This is a genomic window from Shewanella sp., assembly GCF_048265805.1.
In the GTDB taxonomy this organism is placed as follows: domain Bacteria; phylum Pseudomonadota; class Gammaproteobacteria; order Enterobacterales; family Shewanellaceae; genus Shewanella.
In genome coordinates, this window is the sequence record NZ_JBLXAT010000026.1 from 30,258 (window position 1) to 56,021 (window position 25,764).

Below are 25,764 nucleotides of genomic sequence, written 5' to 3' on the forward strand. Positions count from 1 at the left end.
GCGCTTGAACCTAGATCTCATTTTTGCCAATTTGCCTTGGCCTAGCCGTGCTTCTTCGTCCACGGTCGTAGATTCCGTGGCTGGATTACGGCACTATTTTTACTTACGTTAGTGTGAGAGCCCCCAACAACATGAAATCAATTCTAATTTTGTACTATTCCCGTGGTGGTCATACAGCCCGTATTAGCCGTCATATCATGCAAACGATTAATGCCCAGCAATATCATTGCGAAATGATGGATATCACTGAAGCGAGCAAAGAGGGGATCGATTGGGATAAGTGGGATGCGATCGTCGTTGGCGCTTGTGTGCTCTATGGCACCTACGATAAAAGCGTATTTGCCTTTTGTGAGCAGCACCAACAAGTGCTAACAGAAAAAGCGGTGAGCTTCTTCTCGGTAAACGTGGTGGCCAGAAAGCCAGAAAAACGCCTGCTAGAAAACAACAAATACATGCAGAAATTTATCAAGCTTTCGGCTTGGAAACCGCAGGATATTAAGATTATCGCTGGCAAGGTGGATTACCCATCATGGGGTTGGTTAGATTCACTGATGATCCGCTTTATTATGAAAATCACCGATGGCCCAACCGATCCAACCTCGGTGATTGATTACACCGATTGGGATGATGTGGCCGCCTATGGCGAGCACATCATCAGTTTAACTAATCAAGGCTGATCAATAACGCCAGAAGCTGGGGTGCATGAGTACGGCAACCGTTAAAATTTCTAGCCGCCCCAGTAACATACCTATCGATAATGCCCATTTAGCCACATCTGGCAGACTAGCGAAATTCCCCGCAGGACCGATGACACTACCTAACCCAGGCCCCACGTTGGTTACCGCCGTAACGGCGCCCGATAAGCTGGTGAGCGGGTCTAGTCCGCACAGCACCAAAATCAGAGTTAATAGCACAATGACAATCGCGAACAACATCATAAAGGTGACCAGCGAACGCACAATCTCTTCATTGATTGGACGGTTGTTGTAGCGTTCTCTAAAGATGCCGTTGGGGTGAAACTGCTGTTTCAGCTGCTCACGCATAATCGCGATGGCAATTTGGAAGCGGAAAATTTTGATCCCGCCAGAGGTGGAGCCAGAGCAACCGCCGACAAACATTAAAAACAGAAAGGCGATATTAGCTAGTGCGCCCCAACTGCCATAGTCGGTCAGGCCATAGCCGGTGGTAGTGACTACCGATATCACGTTAAAGCTGGATAACCGCAGCGCATCGATGAACTGAATATCTCGGCTGGCGTACAGCCAATAGGCTAAGCAAAACGATACCAGCATGAGGAAGGTGACATAACCGCGGATCTGCGCGTCATTCCATACCTTCAAGCTGCGGACTTGGATTGTTTGGGCAAACACCAGTAAGGGCAAACCACCGGCGGCCATAAATACCACTCCAACCCAATGGCAGCTGGCGGGAAAAGCTGCCATAGAGCTATCAGAGGTGGAGTAGCCGCCTGTCGACAATGTCGTCATTGAATGGTTAATGGCGGCAAACCAGTCCATTCCCGCTAAATGATAGGCAATGGCGCAAGCGATAGTCAGACCGATATAAACCAAAAACAGATGCTTGGCTAAGCTTTGCGTACGTGGGATGGTTTTGTCTGACCAATCTGACGACTCCGTACGGAACAGCCGCATCCCCCCCACGTTAAGGAACGGCAGAATAGCTACCGCCATCACGATAAAGCCGATACCACCGAGCCACTGCAGCAACGAGCGCCATACCAAGATGGAGTGATCCATTTTATCTAGGCCCGAGAGTACGGTGGAGCCGGTGGTGGTCACCCCTGACATGGTTTCAAAAAAGGCATCGGTATAGCCGATGCCGTGATACAGGGTAAATGGCATTGCCGCAAACAGGCTCACAATAAACCAGGTCAAACTGGTCAGCAGGAACATATCGCGGATATTGAGGTGGATCTTTTTGCTTTGGCCGTTATGCAAACAGATACTGGCAAAGACGCCGGTTAGCATGGCCGAAACCATAAAGGCCATGACCGTTTCTTCGCCATAAACCAGCGCTAATATCAACGGGATAAACATAAATCCCGTTAACATCGATAAAAATAGACCCAAAATAAATAGCAGCGGCTTATAGTTCAGCATGGTAAGACAACCTAGAAGAAGAACGCGCTCGGTTGGAATAACTTCTCAACTTCGCCGATGAACTTCTTGTTTACCAAGAATAGAATCACGTGGTCGCCTTGTTCGATTACTGTGCGGTCGTGGGCCATTAATACTTCTTCATTGCGAACAATTGCGCCAATGGTGGTGCCCGGCGGCAGCTTGATATCGCCTACCTGACGCCCCACCACTTTACTGGTGCCTGCATCGCCATGGGCAATCGCCTCAATCGCTTCGGCGGCACCGCGGCGCAGAGAATACACGTTACAGATATCACCTTGACGAATATGGGTCAGCAACGCGGAGATAGTGGCTTGTTGCGGCGAAATGGCAATATCGATATTGGCCTCTTGCACGATATCGACATAGGCTTCGCGCTGGATCAACACCATGACTTTCTTGGCACCAAGGCGTTTCGCCAGTAACGCTGACATGATGTTGGCTTCGTCGTCGTTGGTTACCGCAATAAACACATCAGTTTGGTCAATGTGTTCCTCTTGCAGTAACTCTTGGTCAGAAGCATCACCGCAGAATACGGTGGTGTTTTCTAACGCTTCTGATAATGCCTCGGCGCGTTCAGCGCGATGTTCAATCAGTTTTACGGAGTGGTTGCGTTCCAGCTTTTTGGCTAGCCCTTGACCAATATTACCTCCACCAGCAATCATAACGTTGCGATAGGAGTTATCCAGCTTCTGCATCTCACTCATCACCGCACGAATGTGGCGGCTATCGGCAACAAAGAACACTTCATCATCGGCTTCAATGATGGTGGTACCCCGGGGCATGATGGCGCGACCTTGACGAAAGATTGCCGCCACCCGGGTATCAATATTTGGCATGTGTTCACGTAGTGCTGCCAGCGCGTTACCCACTAATGGGCCACCGTAGTAAGCCCTAACCGCCACTAAACTGACCTTGCCATTAGCGAAGTCGAGTACCTGTAAAGCGCCTGGATATTCAATGAGACGCTGTATGTAAGTAATCACTAACTGTTCTGGTGCGATCAGCTCATCTATCACGAAACCACCGCGTAGTTTCGCCTCGGCATTTTTGGTCTCGCTGTCGATAAATAGCTTGTCTTGAATCGCCAAATATTGCTCAGAACGGATACGGGCAATCTTGGTTGGGGTGCCAAACAGGGTATAAGCAATCTGACACGCCGACATATTACATTCGTCGCTATTGGTCACCGCCACCAACATGTCGGCATCTTCCGCGCCGGCGTCTCGTAGCACCCCAGGGTGGGCTCCATGGCCAACCACAACCCGTAAATCAAACTTATCTTGCAGCGTGCGCAATCGGTTGCGGTTATGGTCAACAACAGTGATGTCGTTGTTTTCCCCTACTAAGTTTTCAGCAAGGGTGCCTCCAACCTGACCGGCACCAAGGATGATGATTTTCATGCCTTGAATAGCTCCTAAGCGATAGCTTTGACCAATTTGGCGTAGTAAAACCCGTCCATATTGTCTTGTCCGGGCAGGATTTGCCACCCCGTTGCGTCGTTTTCTTTAGAAGCTGTGATGGTCTCTAAAGTGGCATCGGATGTACGTGCGAGGAAAGCCTCAATCTGTTGGCTGTTTTCATCGGGCAAGATCGAGCAGGTGGCGTATAGCAGCGTGCCGCCGGGTTTGAGCCACTGCCAGCAGTGATCGAGAATTTGCGCCTGTAGCTGCTGCAGCGTGTCAATATCAGCGGCTTTACGTAGCCACTTGATATCGGGATGGCGACGAATCACGCCAGTTGCAGAGCAGGGCGCATCTAACAAAATTCGGTCGAACTTGTCGCCATGCCAACTGGCATCAATATTGGCGGCGTCAGCACAGAGAATTGTGGCTTCAAGACCGAGGCGTTGGCAGTTTTCAGTTACGCGTTCGAGTCTTTTAGCATCATTGTCCAGTGCGACTAAACGAACATCGGCAGATTCCATAATATGGCAGCTTTTACCTCCGGGTGCCGCGCAGGCGTCCAGAATCAAGTCGCCGTCTTGGGCATCTAACAGGGTCGCGGCCCATTGTGCGGCTTGATCTTGCACCGACACACTGCCTTCGGCAAAGCGTGGTAGGGCGGTAACATCTGTGGGAGCTTCCAACAAAATGGCATCAGCAGTTAAACCTGCGCTCGCGCCAATCTCCAGCGTTGCCAATTGCTCAATGTATTGAGCTTGGGATTGTTGCCGTTGGTTGTTACGTAGCCACATTGGCGGACGTTGCTGGCTCTGTTCGATAATGTCTGCCCACTTGTTGGGATAAGCTGCTTTGAGCTTTTTCACTATCCAACCAGGGAAGCAGTATTTCAGGGTGTCATTGTTGGTGGCTAATGGTGCGTCATCACGCTGAATATTGCGTAGCACACCGTTGACGACTTTAACTAAGCCCTCTTGGCCAAATTGGCGGCTGGCTTCAGCGGTTTCTGAAATAGCCGCATGCGCAGGAATTCGCGTGAAATACAGCTGATAACAGCCAACCAATAACAGATGATGAATTTGGCGTTGCTTGCCCTTAAACGGTTTTTGCAACCGTTGGCTTATGCAGTTATCTAACTGCGGTAAGACGCGCATTACACCGTAGCAGAGTTCTGCCAGCAGCGCCCGGTCTTTGCCGTTGCCGAGCTGTGCTTGGTGATGTGGCAATACGTTAGATAACGAGGCACCATTTTCGAGAACCTGGAAGATAACCTGTGCCGCTAAGGCGCGAACATTTAGCCTCATTGCGCACCATCCAGCACTGTTCCCTCGGCAAACCAGTCGCCGCGAGCGTTGAGAATATCTGCCACTGGCATCGCCTTTTTGCCGGGTAGTTGCATCTCGGTAATAACCAGTTGGCCATCACCGGTGGCGATCGTCAAACCTTGTTTGTTGGCGCTGACAATAGTGCCTGCTGGCAGGTTTACGTTGGTGGCAATCGGTTGTGCCTGCCATACTTTGACGTTTTGCTCGTTAAGGGTGAAGTAACTTACTGGCCAAGGATTAAAGGCGCGCACTTCGCGAGACAGTGCTAATGCCGATTTATGCCAGTCGAGTTGCGCTTCCTCTTTGGAGAGCTTTTCGGCATAGGTCGCTAAGCTATCATCTTGTGGTTCGGCTGCGAGTGTGCCAGCCGCAATGCCTGCGAGAGCGTCTACTAATGACAGTGGCCCCAACGCCGCCAACTTGTTATATAAGGTGGCAGAGGTATCGCTGTCACTAATAGGCAACTTGCTGATTAACAACATATCACCTGTGTCTAGCCCAGCATTCATCTGCATGATGGTGACACCAGTTTCCACATCCCCCGCCCATAACGCGCGCTGAATTGGGGCTGCGCCACGCCATTTAGGCAGAATGGAGCCATGTACATTGATACACCCTAACTTGGGCGTATCCAATACGACTTGCGGCAGTATTAGGCCGTAAGCCACTACCACCATGATATCGGCATCCAAGGCAGCTAATGCTTGCTGGGCAGTTTCATCACGTAAGGTTTTCGGCTGGTAAACTGGCAACTGGTGCTGTTCCGCCAATACCTTTACTGGGCTCGGTGTCAGTTTTTGGCCGCGGCCAGCAGGTCGGTCTGGTTGGGTGTAGACAGCCACCACTTGGTGATGGCTATCGATAAGCGCTTGCAGATGCTTAGCGGCAAAGTCGGGCGTACCGGCAAAGATGATTTTCAGCGAGTTCAAAATGATGTCCTGAATAAGTGCAAATTAACGGCCTTTGGCATCTTGGCGAGCAGATTTCTCTAGCTTCTGCTTGATGCGTTGGCGTTTTAGTGGCGACAGATAATCGACAAACAATTTGCCTTGCAAGTGATCCATTTCGTGTTGAATGCAGATAGCGAACAGCTCATCCGCTTCGACGGTGAACTCGTCACCATGGCGATCTAACGCCTTTACCGTGACAAATTCACAACGGTCAACTTTGGCGTAAACGCCGGGGACCGAGAGACAACCTTCTTCATTACAAAAGTCGCCGCTTTTGCTAATGATCTCAGGGTTGATGAACACTTTTGGACGATCGACTTCGTCTTGAAGGTCCATCACAATCAACTGCTGATGAAAATCGACTTGAGTGGCTGCCAAACCAATGCCTTTTTCCTCATACATGGTTTCGAACATATCGTCGATCTGCGTTTGCAGTGCTGGACCGAAATCGGTGACCGGTTCGGCGATAGTTCTAAGTCTTTCATCTGGATAACGTAGTACGGTTAACAAGGTCATATATAACTCTTAACAATCGTGCTAAAACCAAGTGACTTGGTTATACTCTTTGGTGCTAATGCCATAATTTTAATCGTTCGTGGCTATCAATAACAGAAAAAGCTCGTTTTTCCTAATATGCCAACTACATGGATGGGCCCATGAAAAGGTTTACTTTACTTGCGTTGCTTGCCGTTTTCTGCGGTGGAACACATGCGGATGAACTGACATTAAAGGCCGGTCACCCCGACGCTTATGTTGTAAAAAGAGGGGATACCTTGTGGGATATTTCGGGAGTGTTCCTTAAAGACCCTTGGCGCTGGCCTCATTTATGGCAAGCCAACCCACAGATTGCCAACCCACATCTTATCTATCCCGGTGACCGACTTACTTTAGTATTTATTGATGGTCAGCCGCGACTGGTGAGCAAACGCTTTGTCAAAAGTAGCCCAAGCGGGCAAGTAAGCCCCAAATCTAACGCGATTCCAGCAATCGATTTAGCGCTGATTGAGCCTTATCTGGTACAGAACCGCGTGGTTGATGGTGACTGGTTGGCACAGCAGCCGAAAGTGCTTGGTGGTGAAAATCCCTCTTATCATCACGTAGAGGGTGACGTAATCTATGTGCAAGGCCAAGTGACCGAAGGCACCAAGTTGGCGTTTTATGCAACCGGCCGCGAGTTTGAAGACCCAGATACCGGTGATAATCTTGGGCAAGAGATTATCTTGTCTGCTACTGGCCGTGTGATTGAAAGTGGTGAGGTCTCACGAGTACAACTGCTGAAGAGCTTCCAAGAAACCAAAGTTGGTTACCGCGTATTGTCTATTGAAGATGATGCGTTCATGCCCGCCTATTTTATGCCAAAGGCAGGTGCAGTCGCTGATGCTAAGTTGCTAGCGGCTCACGGTAATATTCGCGAAATGGGTAAGCTCGATGTGGCCTATATCGACCGTGGCTCGCAGGCTGGTGTGCAAGCGGGGCAAGTCTATACCGTGTATAAGCCGGGTGCGACAGTGGTCATGAATCGTGATGGAATTCCTGTTGCCGCGGCGGATCAGTCATCCTATGAGAAAATCAAAGCCTCATTTGGTGACGAAATTCAGTTACCTGATCTGTATCGTGGACAAGTGATGATATTCAAAGTATTTGATAAAACCGCCTTAGGGTTGATCTTGGTTGACCAACGCCCGATGCGGGTAGGCGATAAATTGTTTAAACCGGACGTATTATTGCAGGGAGAGTGACGGAAGATTCTCTAGTCGACTGGTTAATTGTCAGCGCAATATCCGGGCTTGGCTCGCAACGGATTAGACAATTGCTCACGCACATGGATGTGCAGACGTTACGACAGCGGTTACAGCATGAACCTGAAACCTTGTCGCATAAGCTGCAGGCATCCCATTTTGTTGCCGCCCAACAAAAGTTAGACACCGCACTCACCTGGCAAGCAATGGCTGATGATCATGTGATTATCACGCCGGATTCTCCCTTCTATCCACCACTGCTGCATGAGATTGATGACGCGCCGACAGTATTATTCTGCAAAGGTGATATTCAAACGTTGTTACAGCCTGCTGTGGCCATCGTGGGCAGTCGCGATGCTAGCCGTAACGGGCTGCAGCAAGCCTATGACTTTGCTTCTCAGTTGGCCAGTGCAGGATTAGTGGTTGTCAGTGGTATGGCGGCGGGCATCGATGGTGCTGCCCATCAGGGGTGTTTGGCTGCTGGAGGTAAAACGTTAGGGGTTCTCGGCACAGGTGTTGAGCAAATTTATCCGCGACGACACAAGCAACTCTTTAGCGAGGTTCAGCAGCAGGGGTGTTTGGTCAGCGAGTTCTGGCCTGACGTTAAGCCGTTTGCTGGTAACTTTCCCAAACGTAATCGCATCATTAGTGGTATCGCGTTAGGTACGTTGTTAATTGAGGCGCGGCGTAAGAGTGGCTCGTTGATTACTGCGCGGCTGGCGAGTGAACAGGGGCGAGAGGTATTTGCTATACCCGGCAATGTGTTAGCTGGCGACCATCAAGGTTGTCACGATTTAATCAAAAATGGGGCGAAACTTGTCGAAGATATTGCCGATATAATAGAAGAGCTACCGCCTTTATTGCAGGCTCACCTTGAATCGCTAGCAATTGAACCCCATTTAGCCAATCAGGACAGCTCCGAGTTGCCATTTGGTGCACTGTTAGCTAGTGTAGGTTATGAAACCACTGCATTAGATGTAGTGGTTGAACACAGTGGGATAACGTTGGATCTGGTGTTGGAACAGTTGTTAGAACTGGAACTGCAAGGTTGGGTAGCAGCTGTGCCTGGTGGTTACATTAGACTTAAGAGGAGCTAGCCATGTTCGATATCCTCATGTATCTGTTTGAAAACTATGTTCATAGTGAAGTAGAACTCATGGTCGATGAAGATGAGTTGACCAAAGAACTTACCCGTGCTGGTTTCCATCAGTCTGAAATTCTTAAAGCGTTAAATTGGCTTGAACGTCTTGCAGCATTGCAGGAAAGTGAATCGCCGTATCTCGCTGCCAGCAATAAACATTCTTTCCGTATCTACACTGCGGAGGAGATGGATAAGCTAGACGTAGAATGCCGTGGTTTTCTGTTCTTCCTTGAGCAAATCAATGTATTGAGCTTTGAAACCCGTGAAATGGTGATTGACCGTGTTATGGAGCTAGAAGAATCCGCATTGGTGTTGGAAGATCTGAAGTGGGTGATCCTGATGGTGCTGTTTAATGCACCGGGTAATGAGTCCGCTTACGCGCAAATGGAAGATTTGATCTTTGAGCAGCCGGATGGTCGGCTACACTCATAAAATATCGAAGAAGAGGCGTTGAGCCTCTTTTTTATTGCTTAGGGGCTGCTTATCTTTAGTGTTTAATTTTTGTTCAAATTAAACGCGTTATGAACGAGGCGAGACCAGCGACGCTTAGTCAACTAAGCAAGCTGGGCGCAACAAAGTTCAGGAGGCGTTTAAATGAACCCTTCGGGCAGCGACAGCGCGCAATTTATTCAGCGTTAGGCGCTGTTGGTGGAGAATAACTACACGGCACATCACCTGCCTTGCCTAAATCACGCGCTGCCTGCTGCAAAAGCAACCAGCAAAGATAAACAGCCCCTAGGCAAAACAAAACCCGCATAAAGCGGGTGTTGTGGGAGATAGCGACCAAGTATTTACACGTGGCTGACTAACACTAAGCGAATTGCATCAAGCTGCAGTTGGCACTGGTCGAGATAACCGGCCAATTCCGTTTGTTGCTGGCGCAGGTACTCCAACTCTTCATCACGAATGTTAGGGTTTACTGCTTGCAACGCTTCCATACGGTTCAGCTCACTGTTGAGGCTGGTTTCCATCTGCGCGCGCGCCTTAGCTATTACGGTAGTCAATGCTGCTTGAGCGTGGTTATCGCCTTTTTCCAGCAGTGGATGCAGTAAGGTTTGCGAGGCGTTGACCAGCTTGCTACCTATATGGCGGTTCACCGGGCTCAGTTGTGGATTCCATTGCTCGTAGCTGACCTTATCACCGAGGTTGTTGCCGTCTTTATCCAACAATACGCGGATTGGTGTTGCTGGCAGATAACGGAACAATTGCGATGATTTTGGCGCTGATGCATCGGCCATGTAGATCATCTCAACAAAAATGGTACCAGCAGGTAGTGCTTTGTTTTTCAAAATCGCTACCGAGGTGGTACCAGTATCTGAACCGGTGATCATATCAATACCCGTTTGCACCAGTGGGTGTTCCAAGGTGATCAGCGCGATATCGTCACGGGACAACGCTTTTTCACGGTCGAACGTTACGGTGACGCCGTCTTCTGGCAAGCTTGGGTAGGTTGGGAACATCATGTGTTCGGTTGGGCGGAGGATCATGGTGTTTTCACCGTGATCTTCTTCATCGATACCGAGGATATCCCACAGACGAATAATGCTGCCGATGGTATCAGTGCAGTCATCCATCTTCGCCAGTTGCTCGGCCAATGCTTGCGCCTTGCGACCGCCGTGCGAGTTCAACTCCAGCAGTTTATCGCGGCCTTGTTCCATCGCTTGTTTCAGCGCTTTGTACTGGCTACGTGTCTGGTTCAGCAGCGTGGTCAACGCTTCTTCATCTTCGTTGATTAGCAGTTGCATCAGCTGTTCGCTATGGGCTTTAAACAGCTCATGGCCGCCTGGACAGGTCAGCTCAAAGGCATTCAGCCCTTCGTGATACCAACGCAGCAAGGTGGTTTGTGCTGAGCCGTTCAAGTACGGCAGATGGATCTCGACGTCATTTTGCTGGCCGATACGGTCCAAACGGCCGATACGTTGCTCCAGCAAATCAGGATTCAATGGTAGATCGAACAGCACTAAGTGGCTGGCGAACTGGAAGTTACGACCTTCAGAACCGATCTCTGAACAGATCAGTGCTTGAGCGCCACCTTCCTCTTGGGCAAAGAACGCACCCGCTTTATCGCGTTCGATGATCGACATGTTCTCATGGAACACGGTGGCCATAATCCCTTCGCGAGTGCGCAATGCTTCTTCCAACGCCAAGGCGGTGTTGGCTTGTGAGGCGATGATCAGCACTTTTTTACTGCGATGCGTTTTAAGGAAATCAATCAGCCAATCAACGCGCGGATCAAACTTCCACCATGCATCGGCGTTTTCATCAAACTGCTGATAGATTTTCTCTGGGCTCAGCGCCAACCGCACTTGGGCATCGAGTGGCAGATTGCGGTTCATGACATTGCTCACCCGCAATGCCGTCTCATATTGTGATGGGATCTCTTGCGGATAGGCATTGAAAATACGTTTTGGAAAGCCTTTCACAGAGGCGCGGCTGTTACGGAACAATACGCGGCCAGTGCCGTGGCGATCGAGCAGTTGTTGCAGCAACTCTTCACGGGCGGCCTCACGTTGCTCATCATCCACATCTTTGGCTTGCATGAGCTTCAGCGCAGGCATGATGTCGTTTTCAGACAACAGCTCAGTCAGGCTGCTGATCACTTCATCAGCAATACGCTCGCCGCTAGCAATTGCGTCGGCAGCAATGGCCACTTGGCGATAATCTTGCTCTTCGCGCACAAAGGCATCGTAGTCATAAAAACGATTGGGATCGAGCAGGCGCAAGCGAGCAAAGTGGCTCTCGTGGCCGAGTTGATCTGGCGTCGCCGTCAGCAACAGTACGCCGGGGATCACTTGCGACAACGCATCCACCACTTGGTATGGGCGGCTCGGTTTATCGGCTGACCATTCTAGGTGGTGCGCTTCATCAACGACCAGCAGATCCCAATCGGCATCCAATGCTTGGTCAAGACGGCGTTTGTTGCGCAGCAGATCCACTGAGCAGATCACCAACTGTTCGGTGTAGAACGGATTGTCGTGATCGGCAAATGCTTCGACGCAGCGGTCTTCATCAAACACTGCAAAACGCAGGTTGAAACGGCGCAGCATCTCTACCAGCCATTGATGGCGTAGCGTATCTGGCACCAAAATCAGTACGCGTTCGGCGCGGCCTGTCATTAGTTGCTGGTGGATGATTAAACCCGCTTCGATGGTTTTACCTAACCCCACTTCATCAGCGAGCAGTACCCGCGGAGCATGGCGGCGGCCAACTTCGCTAGCGATCCACAACTGATGCGGGATCAAGCCTACGCGTGGGCCTTGTAACCCCAACATGGATGAGGTGGCTAGACGATAGCGTAGTTGTTGCGCTTGGTAGCGCACAGTGAAGCGATCAAGACGGTCAATTTGACCAGCAAACAAGCGGTCTTGTGGCTTGTTAAAACGAATATTGTGGTCTAGCAAGGTTTCGCGCAACTGGCATTCTTCACCCGTGTCATCACGAACACCCGAGTAAAACACTAGCCCATTATCTTCGGTCACTGTGTCAATTTTCAGTGACCAGCCTTCGTGGCTTTTAACTGAATCGCCCGGGTTATAAATTACGCGCGTCAGTGGCGCATCGGTGCGGGCAAAAGTACGGTTTTCACCAGTTGCGGGAAACAGCAACGAGACCACCCGGCCTTCGAGTTGCACAACCGTTCCCAATCCAAGCTCTGATTCCGTGTCGCTAATCCAGCGTTGGCCTAAAGCAAAGGGCATTTTTCTCTCTCATCCTCGGGGTTGCGGGGGGCGCGTATGTTATACCAATCGGCCACGAATACCAATGCTAGCGCATGCATTGTTTCGTCGTAAAAATGGGTAAATTCCTGCTGTTTCTTAGTGTTACAAAAATGTTGATTTTGGCATTGTCATCGCTCGGTAATGGTGCCAGTATAAAACTGCAGCTACAAATTAGTTTAGTGCAGAACGATTCCAACCACAGGAGGATCAATTTAGCTCACCATCGATAACAACATTTTCGACAACCATTAGTGCAACAAAATGGAGGCGCTATGGAACAAGACGACAGAAAATTGTTTGTACTTGATACCAATGTGTTATTGCACGAACCACTGGCGATTTACTCATTTAAAGAACACGATGTTGTTGTACCCATGACGGTCCTTGAGGAGTTGGACCAGATTAAAGACCGCAAACGCGATGTCAGCCGTGACGCCCGCGTTGCCATTCGCGCCTTGGAAGATATCCTCGGCGGTGATATCACTCCAGAACAGATTATTAACGGCGTACCGTTGCCGCTGCGTGAAGGCCACACCAATGTGTCTGGCACGCTGTCTATCTTCCCCGACCATCAAATCGAGTTCACCATTGGCTCGCTGCCCGGCGACAATAACGACAACCGCATCATCAACACTGCCTTACATCTGCAACAGCAATTTCATCCTCGTACTGTGGTGCTGGTGACCAAAGACATCAACATGCGTCTTAAAGCCAAAGGGGCTGGCATGTTGTTGGTGGAGGATTATCGTACCGACCAACTGATTGACGATATTCGCTTTCTGGCCAAAGGCTTTCACGAGTTTGAGGGCAATTTTTGGGAACATTTGCAAAAAGTGGCCACCGAGCGCCAAGGGCGCCACACCATTCACGAAGTGCCGCTGAAAGATCTTGGCGACGATATTTTTTACGCCAATCAATATCTGTTGGATCAAGAATCGGACTTTTGTGGCCGCGTGGTGGGGCGCACCGAGTCGACCTTGAGCGTGCTCGATTTAGGCCGTGATCGCTTGCTCAATATGGAGGCGTGGGGCGTTCGTCCGAAAAACGTCTATCAAGGGATGGCGCTGCAAGCCTTGTTAGATCCAAGTATCGATATGGTGATCCTCACCGGTCCCGCCGGTTGTGGTAAAACCCTACTGGCGATGGCTGCCGCATTGGAAATGGTGGTGGAGCGTAACCAGTACGATAAGGTTATCGTCACCCGTAACACTCCAGAAATTGCCGAATCTATCGGCTTTTTGCCCGGTACCGAAGAGGAAAAAATGGCACCGTGGTTAGCCGCCATCACCGATACGTTGGAGGTGCTACACAAACATGATGTTAATCCGGCGGGGTCGCTGAACTACATTATGGATAAGGCCAATATTCAGTTTAAATCGATCAACTTCATGCGTGGCCGTTCTATCCAAAATGCGGTAGTGATTTTGGATGAATGCCAAAACCTCACAGCTTCGCAAATCAAAACCATGATTACTCGTATGGGTGAGGGCACTAAACTGATCTGCAGCGGTAACTTAGCGCAGATTGACTCTAACTACCTGACGGCTGTGACATCGGGGCTAACCTATATCGTCGAGCGCTTTAAAAATTTCGAAGGCAGTGCCAACATCTACCTCAACGGTGTGGTGCGTTCTCGTCTCGCTGAATTTGCCGAAGAGCAACTTTAATACAGTAAATTGATAACAAAGGCCTCGTTGAGGCCTTTGTTTTCCAAGGTAAACTGCTATCATAAAAGGCTCTTTTTTTCGCTGTAATGCCAGCCGTAATATCCAAGGATAGCGGATGAAGCCAACTGAGCCCGATCTCCAGTTAAAATCGCCCATTCAGAAAAATTACAACCGAGCGGTGTTTTACACCTATATCGGCGTAATTGTGCTGGCATTGTTAACGGCTTGGTTGTTCTTTGAGCGCCAGAAAACGGAACAGATGGTGCAGCGAGAAGAGCAAGTTGATCGCCACGTAATGCAGATTGACTTGCTGCTGGAATCCAGCATTCGCGCTGTAAAAAGTTTGCGCAATACTGCGGTTGACCATCTGCGTCTGGCTGAGAATGTGCGTAAAAACCAACTGCCGCAATATCAAAAATTTAATGAGCAAGGGCAGTACTTTACCCTTGAGCCAACTTACGCCAACAGCGGCCAGCCGTTTACCAATATGGGACGCATCACTGGTGTTGGCTCGCTTGATGGTCGCAGCGAGAAGTTCTACCAAGAGCTGGAGATGCTGTTCGAGCTATCGCTGTCATTTCCGGTCGCCAAAGAGGCCGCGCCTAAGGCCTCGGCCATCTATTACATCTCCAAACGCCGCATGATGTCGTACTTTCCGTGGCCTGCCGATGAAATGCGCTTTCGCGATGACATGCTCACGCGCAAACAATTTCAGCTAGCCACGCCAGAGATGAATCCGCAGCGCAGCGTGTTTTGGAGTGAGGCATACGTTGATAGCACGGGCAAAGGTTTGCTGACCACTCTTGGCGTGCCCATCTATCTCGACGATGACTTTATCGGTTCCATTAACCTCGACATGACTTTGGCGTCGTTGGCGAAGCAGATCCGTCTCTATTTCAAAATGCCGGGTACGGTGATTCTGCTCGACCAAGGCAACAATATTCTGTCCCACAGCGATTTTGATACCTCCAACATTAATCGGGTATACCACATTAGCCAGCGGTTGCCGCCGGAGCTACATTCGCTGCCAGAGTCTGAGCTGTTTGATGCGCACGAGGGCATGGTACGTAACGGTTATTACATTCACTCGGTGGCGTTGCATAACGCGCCGTGGCGCTTGCTGTACCTGCAAAACGTCGATGATATGTTCTCTGAGTCGCTGGAAAAACTGAAAGCCACCTTCTTCCTCGTGGTGTTGGCGTTGTCAATTTTGGTGACCATTGTGCACTGGCAAACCCGCCGTTCATTCGTTAGTCCAGCGTCGCGGTTACTGTCGCATCTGGAAGAATGCTCGCGTGCCCCCAAAGGCCCGCCCAGCCGCATTAATCGCGATTGGTTACCATGGTTTAAGTTGGTCAGCCGCATTTTTGAAGAGAACGAGCAATACACCAAACATTTGGCTGAGCAGAATAAACGGCTCGATAAGCTAGTGGCGCGTCGTACTGAACGCCTGCGGGAAACCACTGAAAAACGCGAGCAGGAATTTGCGCTGTTACGCTCCTTGCTGGATACCATTCCAGAAGCGATCGTGTTTAAAGATAAAAATGGCAAGTACCTTGGTTGTAACCGTTCTGCTGAGCGGGTATTGGGTTACAGCGAGAGTGACATGATCGGCAAAACCAATGCCGAATTGACGCCGCCAGAGTTGTCGAAACGCATTCAAGAGGAAGATGAGCGCATTCTGCGTGACAAAACGCCGCTGCGTTATCAAGAAAAGGTGGAACTGGCCGGTAAACCTATTTTGCTCGATACACTCAAACTGCCGTTCTATAACCGCCGCGGTGAGTTGCAAGGTTTGATTGTGGTGTGGCGTGATATTACTCGAGAGTACGAGTCTGCCGAGCAGTTGCGTCTGTCGGAAGAACGTTATCACTTAGCCATGGATGCGGTGGAAGATGGTTTGTGGGATTGGTATCTCGACTCTGAGCAGATCATCTGTAACGCCTCGTTTTATACCATGCTGGGTTATCAACCTAACGAGTTCCCGTTGCTATTGCCGACCATGGGGGAGCTCACCCATCCGGATGACCGCGAACGTACTACTGAATATCGTAAACGCTATCTTACTAACTATACTGATGCGTTTGAGATTGAGTTCCGTATGTTGGGCAAGGATGGCAACTATCATTGGATATTGTCTCGTGGCCGCGTGGTGGAGTTTACCGATGACAATCAACCCAAACGTATGTTGGGTACGCATAAAGAGATCACTCGCCAGAAGAGCAACGAAGTGGCGCTGTTGGAGGCCAAACGCGATGCGGAAATGGCCAACCTGTATAAGAGTGAATTCTTGGCCAATATGAGCCATGAGATCCGCACGCCAATGAACGCCATTATTGGTATGCTGCAGTTGGCACAGCGCACGCCGCTGACCACACAGCAGCAGGATTATCTTGAAAAAGCCGACTTCTCCGCGCAATCACTGCTACGCATCATCAACGATATTCTCGATTTCTCGAAAATTGAGGCCGGTAAAATGGAGTTGGAGCGTGTGCCGTTCCAACTGGATCGCGTGCTGGAACACGCGCTCGATCTTAACGCGCTAAAAGCCCAAGAAAAGGGCATTGAGCTGTTGCTATATGCGCCAGTAACCGCCGGATTAGTCTTGAGCGGTGACCCGCTGCGTTTAGGACAAGTGTTGGTTAACTTGCTATCGAATGCGGTGAAATTTACCAGTGATGGTGAAATTGAATTAGGTTGTGAGGATGTTGGGGAGCGTGATCATCGCATCAGCCTTAAGTTCTGGGTCCGCGATACCGGCATTGGTATTGAATCAGAGAAGCAGTTACAACTGTTTGACGCGTTTGCCCAAGCCGACGGCTCAACGACCCGTCGCTACGGCGGTACGGGGTTAGGCTTATCGATCAGTAAACATCTGGTTTCAATGATGGGCGGTGATCTTCAAGTCACCAGCCAACCAGGTGACGGCAGTACCTTTAGTTTCACCATCAGTTTTGATATCGCTGAAGAAAGCCAGCCAGCTCAGTTAGTGTTGCCTGAAAGCTTCAATCAGCGCCGTACCTTAGTGGTGGACGATAACCCATCGGCGTTGCAGATCTACGCCTCACAACTGCGTGATTTTCATTTCGAGGTCGATACCGCGACAAGCGGCGCTGAGGCATTACAGCTGTTACAACAACATCACTATGACTTGTTGTTACTGGATTGGAAAATGCCAGAAATGGATGGTAGCGATGTGCTGGTGGCCATGGATGAACTGGTCAGCAACGGCGTTATTAAAGAGCGGCCTGTAGTGTTGATGATGACCGCCTATTCGGCTGAGCCTATGGCGCAAGAACTGGATAACTCCCGCGTGTATGCCTTGCTACAAAAGCCATTTAAGGCCTCTGCTTTGTTTAATGAAGTGATGAATGCGTTCTCAGAAGCACCAGACGAACAAGCAGAAGTAGTTGATACGCCAGAGAATGATAAACAGTGTCGCGGTGAGATCCTGTTGGTGGAAGATAACCTGATTAACCAACAAGTGGCGATGGAATTGCTGCGCAGCGCTGGCTTTAGTGTGGATGTGGCGGAGAATGGTCAAATTGCGCTGGATATGGTGCCGCAGAAACACTATGACGCCGTGCTGATGGACATTCAGATGCCAGTGATGGACGGTCTGACCGCAACTAAAGCGCTGCGTAAACAATACAATGCTGATGAGTTGCCGATTATTGCGATGACAGCTCACGCCATGTCTGGTGACCGAGACAAGAGCCTAGAAGCGGGCATGAACGCCCATATCACTAAACCAATTATGCTCAATGAGCTGTTTGATACCTTGGCTGAGTGGATCAAGAAAAGCTAATTCTTTGCCGCTCAGCGGTGAGCTTGGAAACAAGATGGCATGGCGACCGCTGTGCCATTATTTTTGAGCTACGAGCTACGAGCGCAACTCAACCCCAAGCGCTGCGTTTAGCCTTAGGATTGCGAGGGTAGAAGTTATCGGCTTTACGTTCGAGATGACTAAACTCACGGATGTTTTTATAGGGCAATTTCATAAACCCCGATACGCCTTGGCCGTGGATCTTATCTACGTGTTGCAAGATCCGCGCGAGACAACCAGCGAAAATCGACTGGCGATGCGGGTCGAGCAATTTCAAATAACTGTGGATTTTTAAGTGGGTCGGTAAGGCCTCAAAAATGATACAGCCAGTATGATGGATATGGTTAAGGCGACTTAGCTCGTTCATGATTTCCACTGGCAGTTCTAAGTTTTCATCTGGGTCTTTGCCGTCTTCAAAATAGGAGTGCCAACGCGATTGCGACTCACTGTTAGGCACATCACCGATTTCAAACGGCAACTGTTGCTCAGGCGGGCACACAAAGGGGCTAGTTTCCGAAGCACGTTCGATATGAATCGTATCTTTGGCATTAAAAAAACACGCCTTAAAAATCCCAATTTTGCGAATGCCGCGCGCAAGCGTCACCATATTGTTTACGGCTTGTAGCAACGCTGGTTGCAGTTGTTCATCGTAGAGTGCCAAATTAGAGTCGATAAACACACCTTCTTCACGCCAGTGAATGGCAAGGCCACCGGCTATCGGATACTGCCCTAAGCGACTGACTGAGGCGATAAAGCCTTTTTCGGTATCGCCCATCCCCACTAGAAAGTTGCGATAGTACTTTTCTAGTTGAATATCATGCTGATTGATCTGCGCGTATTGCTCGGAGCCCTGATGGCTTTTAAGAAATGACTTACGTGAGCTGTAACTTACGGTTTCAACATCCCGATGGTGTGGCTGCAACCAGACTGGGATCTCTGCCTGCAGCGGCGCCTTGGTTAAACTAGGTAATAGTATGCCTTGGGCGTATTTCATGCTACTGAGAAAATAATCGCCGCCGCGTTTACGCAGTTGTAGGTCGTCACTCAGCATGGCATCGAGTGTACGTGCCAACTCCTGTGGCAAGCCTAAACTGGTGGCGGGAATGACCTGTGAACCAAAGCGACTGATCTGCCCCGATGCCAGCGCATACAAAGTGGCTGCCACGCCTTGCTCATCAAAACGTGGGCTGGATAACTCACCCGACAGCTGCTCCTCACCAATAAAATATACATCGCCCATACGCGCATTGGTCTGATGTTGGTCAAGTGACAAAGTATTCAGGATATTGTCGTTCGCTGGGCGATCATATTCATCGCGCTGAGCGAATACGGCGGAGCCCCAGTCGATTAACGACAGCGTATCGGTGCGCTCATCATAGATAAGGTTGGAGGGTTTGATATCCCCATGCACCAGTGGTCGACCGACACGCAGATACTCCAGCAGATCAGCGAGTTGACGGGCAATGCTCATAATCTCTTGCACTGGTAGTGGGCCGAGACGACGACAGCGAACATCTAAGTCTTCACCGTGCGCCCGCTCCATCACTAAGATGCCTTGGCGGCCAACGCGCTCAAATTTCACTAATGGGGGCACATTGGGGTGGTTGAGCTGCCCTAGAATATAGGCTTCCTCTTCCAAGCGGTCTTGGATCTGCTGCGGCAGTGTCACCCGCGAGAACTTGAATACATGCTCCTCATTCGCCTGATTGTGCCCCGCAAACACAAAGCCATACGCGCCTTTACCGATCAATTCGGGTTGTTGATAGCCCAACTTGATGAGTTGTTGTTTACACAAGCGGATCCACGCCCGATGTTTACGGGCATCGTTGGCTTTGAGCAGGTAGATCGATTGTTCTTCAGCGATATAGAAATGCTGTAGTTCGGGCAGTGGCAACGCAGTATCCTAGCTGAGGCAAGCAGAGAACAGTTGCCCATTTAAGCAGCTGGCGTCTGGGGCGGCAAGTGCCACAAGGTGAGATCTGGCTTCAATTTTGTTGTTCCTATCGAATCTTTTTAGTGAGCACTTTGACATGTATCAACTATTGCTGAATCAGTAATGAGTAATCTTACCGCATCCCAACCCCCTGTTATTGAGGTCGCCTATCATGCCTGAGCCTGACAAACATGAGCTAATTGCGTTGTTTGAATATGCCAGACCCAGGATTATCAAATCCATGGAACTACGCCATTGTCCCCATTCCGGTTTTTATAATGCCGTGGATGAGCGTTGCACTTTCTGCCATCAAGGCATGGAGTGTTTATGGATGAATCGTAATGATGACCTCGTCGCGATGGAGCAAAAATCTGTCGCCGAATTACGACAGCAACTGCTAATGGCGGTTGAGTATGTTGATGCCAGTTTAACCCCGCACCATCTTTCTCGCCGTCAATGTCAATGTGACAACTGCCAATGGCTCAAACAGGTTGAAAAAGCTCTGGCTAAGTTTAAATAACCCGTTAGCTCTGATATTCAGTAAGCAGTAACTTGCTAGTGAGTGCTGTTGATTGCTTCCGTAGAGCGATGAGGTGTTTTGCATCCTGCGGCGGGAATGCGTAGAGTGACGCCATCGACAGTCTCTTGGGAACATGCATGGAACCTCATTTTTGGCATGATCGCTGGCAACGTCAGCGGATCGGATTTCATCAACCACAGATCAATCCCTTTTTGGTTAAGCACTGGCCAGCATTGCAGGCTGATGCTGGACAAGTGTTTGTCCCCCTATGTGGTAAGACGTTAGATCTGCACTACTTGGTTGAACAAGGTCACCCAGTGCTGGGGAACGAGTTTAATCAGTTAGCGGTTGAGCAGTTTTTTGCTGAGAGCCAATTGCAGCCTCACATTGACCAGTCCACTGGGATACCATGTTACCAACATGGAGATTATCAGCTGTTACAGGGCGATTTTTTTGCACTGACGGCTGAGCAACTACAGCAATGTAGCCACTTTTATGACCGTGGTGCCTTGGTGGCCTTGCCTGAAGAGATGCGTCAGCGTTATGCCGCACATTTGAAGGCGATTTTACCTGCGGGGTGTAGTGGCTTAGCGATAGTGCTGGATTATCCGCAGGCGTTGCTGTCTGGCCCACCGTTTGCGATCAGTGAAGCGTGGCTAAACCAACATCTGGGTGATGCGTTTACCATCAAGCAATTGGCGTCATACGATGTGCTAGCCGATAACGGGAAGTTTGTGAGTAATGGCGTACCGTGGCTCAGAGAGAATGTGTACCAGCTAACACGCAACTGAGCGCACAGGGCTCGAGTTGAACTCAATAGCAGGCATTAAAAAGGCGACCATTGGTCGCCTTTTTTAACTGATCTCAAGTGAGATTAGAAGTCGTAACGTACACCTACGGAGAATACGTTGTCATCGTCTAAGTCAATTTTGTCGCCAGACAGTTTATAATCACCTTCGTAGTGAGCGTAGTGACTGTAAACCAGCGTGCTTTTCGCTAAGCGATAGTCAGCACCAACGATGATGCTAGTAACGCTAACGTCATCAATAGTGGTGTCGGCTGCAGCTGATTTCAGATTGTTGCCAGATGCATTACGGAAATATTGACCGAAGCCACCATCATCATAGATGTATTCAGCTTTCAGGTTCACACCGTTCAGGTTGTAAGATACGTTCAACAGGTAAGTGTTACCGTCGATATCGCTGTTAACGGTATTTTCGTTGTTTTGGTACAGAGCACCTACTTTGAAGTCTGCCAGTTTAACTTGGCCTACTGCACGGTATGCATCAACACCATCGATACCTTTGTTGTATGCCGCAGCAGCATAGAACATTTGTTGTTTCAGTGCTTTGTCACCGAATACTGCGCTTACTGCGTATTGGCTGCCGCCGTCACCTTTATCTACGGTGTCGTTGTTGTCATCAAACAGGTAAGTTGCGTTCAGTGTGAACAGATCAGCAATTTTTGGAGAGTAATAGTTAATTACGTCAGCAGAACGAGTTTGAGCAGGGAGGATACGGTCCATATCGGCGTTGCTGTTACCGAACAGGTCAATACCACCTTCAGAGTTTTTGAACACAGTGTCTCTGCGGCCAAATACTGCAGTACCAGCTACGGTTTTAAAGCCCAGGAAAGTGTTACGAGAGGTGAATTGGTTGCCACGGCTAGAGGTGTTTTCTACGCCATATTCCATCTGATAAACGATTTCCAAGCCATCAGAAACTTTTTCGGTACCTTTCACACCCAACCATGAGAAGTTGTTTTCCAAGTAAGTACCATTTTCGCCCATAGTTACATTGTTGGTGCTACTTTGAACGGTATAACCGCCATCAGTGTTGGTCACCATCAGGTCTAAACGACCATAGAAGTTAGGGCCATCTGCCATAGCGCCAAAAGATGCTGCCGTCAGCAACGTTGCCACAGAGGCTGAAATAAGACTTTTTTTCATGTGTGTGCTCCCTAGAACCTAAGTTCTAATCCATCTACTTATGTGTGTTTTTTTGCTCTAATTATTCCTGAGCCAGCCTTGAATCGTCCTTTCCAAGACTAAGCTGCGCAGAATCTTACAGTTTTCATTTTTTATAAATGTGACCTACATCAAGGTTTTTGCCCGCTTTTTTTATCTAGCGTTCAAAAAACGGTCAAAAACGTTAATTGGTACTCAAAATTGCATCAGCACCTATTTTTGATGTTAACAAATCACATGAATAATGTAAGAAATTGCAACGTTTTCAGTACGCTAACCGGTAAACGCGCCCAAGAAGATAATTATCAACTAGATTAGTGATAGACGAAATTATAAAAAAGTAGAAATTTTTAGATTATTTTTCGCTATTTATCGCCATTTTTCTCGAATTGGATGAGTTGGCTGGCACTTTTCGGTAAAATTGCCGCCAATTTGTGAGCATCTGGCAGTCGCTCGATGTTTATGCCATTGTCATTAATTGAGAAGTCCCATCGTTATGTTTGAATCCGAAATCTACCAGCAGCGTTTTGGTGGTATCGCTCGCTTATACGGCGTTGCCGCGTTGCAAAATTTTTCTAAAGCTAACGTGATGGTCATTGGTATTGGTGGAGTGGGCACCTGGGTGGCAGAGTCGTTAGCTCGCAGTGGGATTGGTCATCTTCAATTGATGGATCTGGATGATGTGTGTGTGACAAACTCCAATCGGCAAATTCATGCGTTAGCATCAACTATTGGTCAATCTAAAGTGGCGGTCATGGCTGAGCGCGTAAAAGCGATCAATCCTTTATGCCAAGTGGACGAATTAGAAGACTTTATTGCGGCAGATAACTTGGCTGAATATCTACCAAGAGATAATGCACCGGACTATGTGATTGATTGCATTGACGCCGTTAAGCCTAAAGCAGCGTTGATTGCATGGTGTAAGCGCAACAAAATTAAGATCATTACCATTGGTGGCGCAGGCGGGCAAATTGATCCGTCACAGATCAAAGTCACAGACCTGTCTAAAACGGTCCAAGATCCGCTGTTGGCCAAAGTTCGCAGCATTTTACGCAAAGAGTATGGTTTCAGCCAAAATCTGCAGCGTAAATTTGCCATTGATGCGGTGTTTTCTACTGAACACCTTAAATACCCACAAGCTGACGGTTCCGTTTGTGCCACCAAAGAAGGGCTTACTGGCACCATGCGGATGGATTGTGCCTCAGGTTTTGGGGCCGTGTCTGTTGTAACTGGTACTTTCGGTTTTCATGCCGTTGCCCGTGTGTTGCAAAAATTAGCCGCGATGTAAGATTTTTATCATCAAAAAATTGATCTGGGTCGCCCCGCATTTTAGGTGGTTGCTGCTAAAATCCAGCCACCTTCTTGCGATAGAACCACCACTATGCAACAAGCACTTCTTAATCGCTTTCTGCGCTATGTGCAGATCAATACTCAGTCGAACAGTCACTCCTTACAATCTCCCAGCTCGGATGGTCAATGGCAGTTAGCTAAACTGCTACAGCAGGAACTTATTGAGTTGGGGTTCAGTGATATTCGCTTAACCGATAACTGCTGCTTATACGCGCGTGTGCCAGCCACCTTAAAGGATGTGCCCACTATCGGCTTTATTGCCCACTTAGATACTGCCCCAGATTTCAGCGGCGCGAATGTGAAGCCGCAGTTGGTAGAAAACTACCAAGGGCAGATTCTGCCGCTTGCTGGCGATGAGGTTCTGTCACCTGAGCAATTCCCCGAACTGCTGTATTACATCGGTAAAACCTTGGTAACGACCGATGGGACAACGCTGCTGGGAGCCGATGATAAAGCGGGGATTGCCGCTATTATTACCGCATTGCATCATTTGATTGCTCATCCTGATATTCCCCATGGCGAAGTGGTGCTTTGCTTCACTCCAGACGAAGAGATTGGCCGCGGTGCACAGCACTTTGACGTGGACTATTTCAATGCCGATTGGGCCTACACGATTGATGGGGGTGCAGTGGGTGAGTTGCAGTATGAGAACTTTAATGCGGCGACGGCCGTCATTTCAGCCAAAGGCAACGCCTGTCATCCCGGATCTGCTTTTGGGGTGCTCGTTAACGCCATGACGATGGCGTGTCGTTTTCACGCCAAAATGCCGCTTAATGACACGCCAGAGCACAGTGAAGGCTATGACGGATTTTTCCATCTCGCCTCAATGCAGGGCAGTACAGAACGTGCAGAGTTGGTGTATATCATCCGTGATTTTGACGCTGACCAGTTTAATCAACGTAAGGCGTGGTTAACTGAGCTAGTGCATAGGTACAATGATGAGTTGACGGCGGGTAGTCTCACCATTGAGATAAAAGACAGCTATCTTAATATGAAGCAAACCATCGAACTGCTACCTCATGTCATTGATATTGCGACTAAAGCGATGGAAATGGCCGATGTGCACCCAGATATCAAACCGATTCGTGGCGGTACTGATGGCGCACAGCTGTCTTATCGTGGTTTGCCTTGTCCTAACTTATTCGCTGGCGGCCATAACTTTCACGGCAAGCACGAGTTTGTCTGCGTTGAGTCGATGTTGAAAGCCACCGAAGTGATCATCAATATTGCTAAGTTAGCCACTCAGCGCTACAACTAAACACTGCGTGGCTCTCAACCTCACACTGGGAGCCACATCTCGTTTTTATTGGCATTAGAATTGCTTTAGATCGACCAGCGATCATTTTTTTGACACTGGACATGGTTATGAAGCGATTGAATTTGTCAGTACCTAAACACCTTTCTGTACGCGGCATTTTGCTGCCTGTTTCATTGTGGATTATCTTGTTGAGCTGTTTTTTCTTGCTGGTGCCGTCATCGGTATTGGAGCTTCTACGCCTTGATGGCTTAGTGCAGGAATTCACGCCTTACATTGCCTTAACGCTACTGGGCAGTGTGGCTTACATCGGCGTATTGGCGGTGAATTTTGTGTTAGATGAAGCGATTCGCTACCTACGCGGTAAACGTATTGAAGAACAAGTGGATGAGAAGGTGAAACTGCTGGATCCGGCCGAACGTGCGTTACTGCGAGAATTTTTCATCCAAGGGGCATCTGTGTTGTCATTGCCTCAGGATGACATGGTGGTGCAAGGTTTATTGCAGAGCCATATTCTTGCGTACGTCGGTAATGAAAAACACTACGCCATTCAAGGCCCAACGGCTGACTATAAGATTTCTGTCTATGCCCGCAAGTGCCTCAACCGCCGTGTGCTACGTTTGCCTGTCGGAGAAATGAGCCAAGATGCGTTACAGCAGCTGATGAAATCGCGCCCAGCATTTGTGGCTAACTTGAGCCAAGTGAGAAAACACGCGGCCTAATCAACATCAACAAAAAGGGCAGCGTAAGCTGCCCTCAGACTGCTGACAAAGTCCTGGACGTCAATCTAGGACTTTGATCTAATGAAGTGAGTTGATTTGAAGGCTCACGC

The 25,764-nt window shown here is 49.2% G+C and carries 19 protein-coding genes; 11 read left to right on the forward strand and 8 right to left on the reverse strand.

Features of this window, described 5'->3' with window-relative positions; translation table 11 throughout:
• The first annotated feature begins 131 nt into the window (after window positions 1-131).
• Window positions 132-677: a menaquinone-dependent protoporphyrinogen IX dehydrogenase gene (gene hemG / locus ACN0TT_RS16180; protein WP_417763177.1), complete on the forward strand. Its 546-nt coding sequence runs from the start codon at window positions 132-134 to the stop codon at window positions 675-677.
• Here hemG and ACN0TT_RS16185 read toward each other — a convergent pair whose 3' ends face one another.
• The 5 genes from ACN0TT_RS16185 to def are packed head-to-tail and all read right to left on the reverse strand — an operon-like array spanning window position 678 to window position 6,332.
• Entirely contained in the window at window positions 678-2,120 is a 1,443-nt protein-coding gene (locus tag ACN0TT_RS16185) for a TrkH family potassium uptake protein (protein ID WP_417763178.1), read from the reverse strand.
• Window positions 2,121-2,131: 11 nt separating this feature from the next.
• The gene (gene trkA, locus ACN0TT_RS16190; protein WP_417763179.1) at window positions 2,132-3,541 is read right to left on the reverse strand and encodes a Trk system potassium transporter TrkA; all 1,410 of its coding nucleotides are present in this window, start codon (window positions 3,539-3,541) and stop codon (window positions 2,132-2,134) included.
• Between the two features lie 14 nt (window positions 3,542-3,555).
• Window positions 3,556-4,845, reverse strand: a complete 1,290-nt coding sequence (rsmB, locus tag ACN0TT_RS16195) for a 16S rRNA (cytosine(967)-C(5))-methyltransferase RsmB (protein ID WP_417763180.1) — start codon at window positions 4,843-4,845, stop codon at window positions 3,556-3,558.
• On the reverse strand, window positions 4,842-5,795 hold the full coding sequence (gene fmt / locus ACN0TT_RS16200) for a methionyl-tRNA formyltransferase (RefSeq protein WP_417763181.1): 954 nt from the start codon (window positions 5,793-5,795) through the stop codon (window positions 4,842-4,844). The genes rsmB and fmt overlap by 4 nt, the downstream gene beginning before the upstream one ends.
• A gap of 24 nt (window positions 5,796-5,819) precedes the next feature.
• Window positions 5,820-6,332 (reverse strand): peptide deformylase, encoded by a 513-nt coding sequence (gene def, locus ACN0TT_RS16205; RefSeq protein WP_417763182.1) that lies wholly within the window; start codon window positions 6,330-6,332, stop codon window positions 5,820-5,822.
• 128 nt (window positions 6,333-6,460) lie between these two features.
• On the opposite strand from def, the gene ACN0TT_RS16210 reads away from it, so the two are divergent.
• The 3 genes from ACN0TT_RS16210 to ACN0TT_RS16220 all read left to right on the forward strand — a co-directional run bounded on the left by ACN0TT_RS16210 (window position 6,461) and on the right by ACN0TT_RS16220 (window position 9,128).
• Window positions 6,461-7,555, forward strand: a complete 1,095-nt coding sequence (locus tag ACN0TT_RS16210) for a LysM peptidoglycan-binding domain-containing protein (RefSeq protein ID WP_417763183.1) — start codon at window positions 6,461-6,463, stop codon at window positions 7,553-7,555.
• Between the two features lie 83 nt (window positions 7,556-7,638).
• Window positions 7,639-8,652, forward strand: coding sequence for a DNA-processing protein DprA (gene dprA, locus ACN0TT_RS16215; RefSeq protein WP_417763196.1), 1,014 nt, complete (start codon window positions 7,639-7,641; stop codon window positions 8,650-8,652).
• Between the two features lie 2 nt (window positions 8,653-8,654).
• Window positions 8,655-9,128, forward strand: coding sequence for a DUF494 family protein (locus tag ACN0TT_RS16220; RefSeq protein ID WP_417763184.1), 474 nt, complete (start codon window positions 8,655-8,657; stop codon window positions 9,126-9,128).
• A 359-nt stretch (window positions 9,129-9,487) separates the two neighbouring features.
• On the opposite strand, the gene rapA is transcribed toward ACN0TT_RS16220, so the two are convergent.
• Entirely contained in the window at window positions 9,488-12,394 is a 2,907-nt protein-coding gene (gene rapA, locus ACN0TT_RS16225) for an RNA polymerase-associated protein RapA (RefSeq protein WP_417763185.1), read from the reverse strand.
• A 293-nt stretch (window positions 12,395-12,687) separates the two neighbouring features.
• Between rapA and ACN0TT_RS16230 the strand changes: the two genes are divergently transcribed.
• Window positions 12,688-14,082: a PhoH family protein gene (locus ACN0TT_RS16230; protein ID WP_417763186.1), complete on the forward strand. Its 1,395-nt coding sequence runs from the start codon at window positions 12,688-12,690 to the stop codon at window positions 14,080-14,082.
• A gap of 115 nt (window positions 14,083-14,197) precedes the next feature.
• Window positions 14,198-17,890 carry a response regulator gene (locus tag ACN0TT_RS16235; RefSeq protein WP_417763187.1) on the forward strand — a complete coding sequence of 1,231 codons (3,693 nt, stop codon included), beginning with the start codon at window positions 14,198-14,200 and terminating at the stop codon, window positions 17,888-17,890.
• Between the two features lie 88 nt (window positions 17,891-17,978).
• On the opposite strand, the gene ACN0TT_RS16240 is transcribed toward ACN0TT_RS16235, so the two are convergent.
• Window positions 17,979-19,802, reverse strand: a complete 1,824-nt coding sequence (locus ACN0TT_RS16240; RefSeq protein WP_417763188.1) for a serine/threonine protein kinase — start codon at window positions 19,800-19,802, stop codon at window positions 17,979-17,981.
• 211 nt (window positions 19,803-20,013) lie between these two features.
• Between ACN0TT_RS16240 and ACN0TT_RS16245 the strand changes: the two genes are divergently transcribed.
• Window positions 20,014-20,361 carry a hypothetical protein gene (locus ACN0TT_RS16245; protein WP_417763189.1) on the forward strand — a complete coding sequence of 116 codons (348 nt, stop codon included), beginning with the start codon at window positions 20,014-20,016 and terminating at the stop codon, window positions 20,359-20,361.
• Window positions 20,362-20,498: 137 nt separating this feature from the next.
• Window positions 20,499-21,152, forward strand: a complete 654-nt coding sequence (locus ACN0TT_RS16250; protein WP_417763190.1) for a thiopurine S-methyltransferase — start codon at window positions 20,499-20,501, stop codon at window positions 21,150-21,152.
• 83 nt (window positions 21,153-21,235) lie between these two features.
• Here the strand turns inward: ACN0TT_RS16250 and ACN0TT_RS16255 are convergent, their stop codons facing one another.
• Window positions 21,236-22,309 (reverse strand): porin, encoded by a 1,074-nt coding sequence (locus ACN0TT_RS16255; protein WP_417763191.1) that lies wholly within the window; start codon window positions 22,307-22,309, stop codon window positions 21,236-21,238.
• A 514-nt stretch (window positions 22,310-22,823) separates the two neighbouring features.
• Between ACN0TT_RS16255 and tcdA the strand changes: the two genes are divergently transcribed.
• The 3 genes from tcdA (at window position 22,824) to ACN0TT_RS16270 (ending at window position 25,654) form a co-directional block, all read left to right on the forward strand.
• The gene (gene tcdA, locus ACN0TT_RS16260) at window positions 22,824-23,615 is read left to right on the forward strand and encodes a tRNA cyclic N6-threonylcarbamoyladenosine(37) synthase TcdA (RefSeq protein ID WP_417763192.1); all 792 of its coding nucleotides are present in this window, start codon (window positions 22,824-22,826) and stop codon (window positions 23,613-23,615) included.
• A 93-nt stretch (window positions 23,616-23,708) separates the two neighbouring features.
• Complete coding sequence (pepT, locus tag ACN0TT_RS16265) at window positions 23,709-24,935, forward strand: peptidase T (RefSeq protein ID WP_417763193.1); 1,227 nt, start codon at window positions 23,709-23,711, stop codon at window positions 24,933-24,935.
• 107 nt (window positions 24,936-25,042) lie between these two features.
• Window positions 25,043-25,654: a superinfection exclusion B family protein gene (locus tag ACN0TT_RS16270; protein WP_417763194.1), complete on the forward strand. Its 612-nt coding sequence runs from the start codon at window positions 25,043-25,045 to the stop codon at window positions 25,652-25,654.
• Window positions 25,655-25,764: the final 110 nt, after the last annotated feature.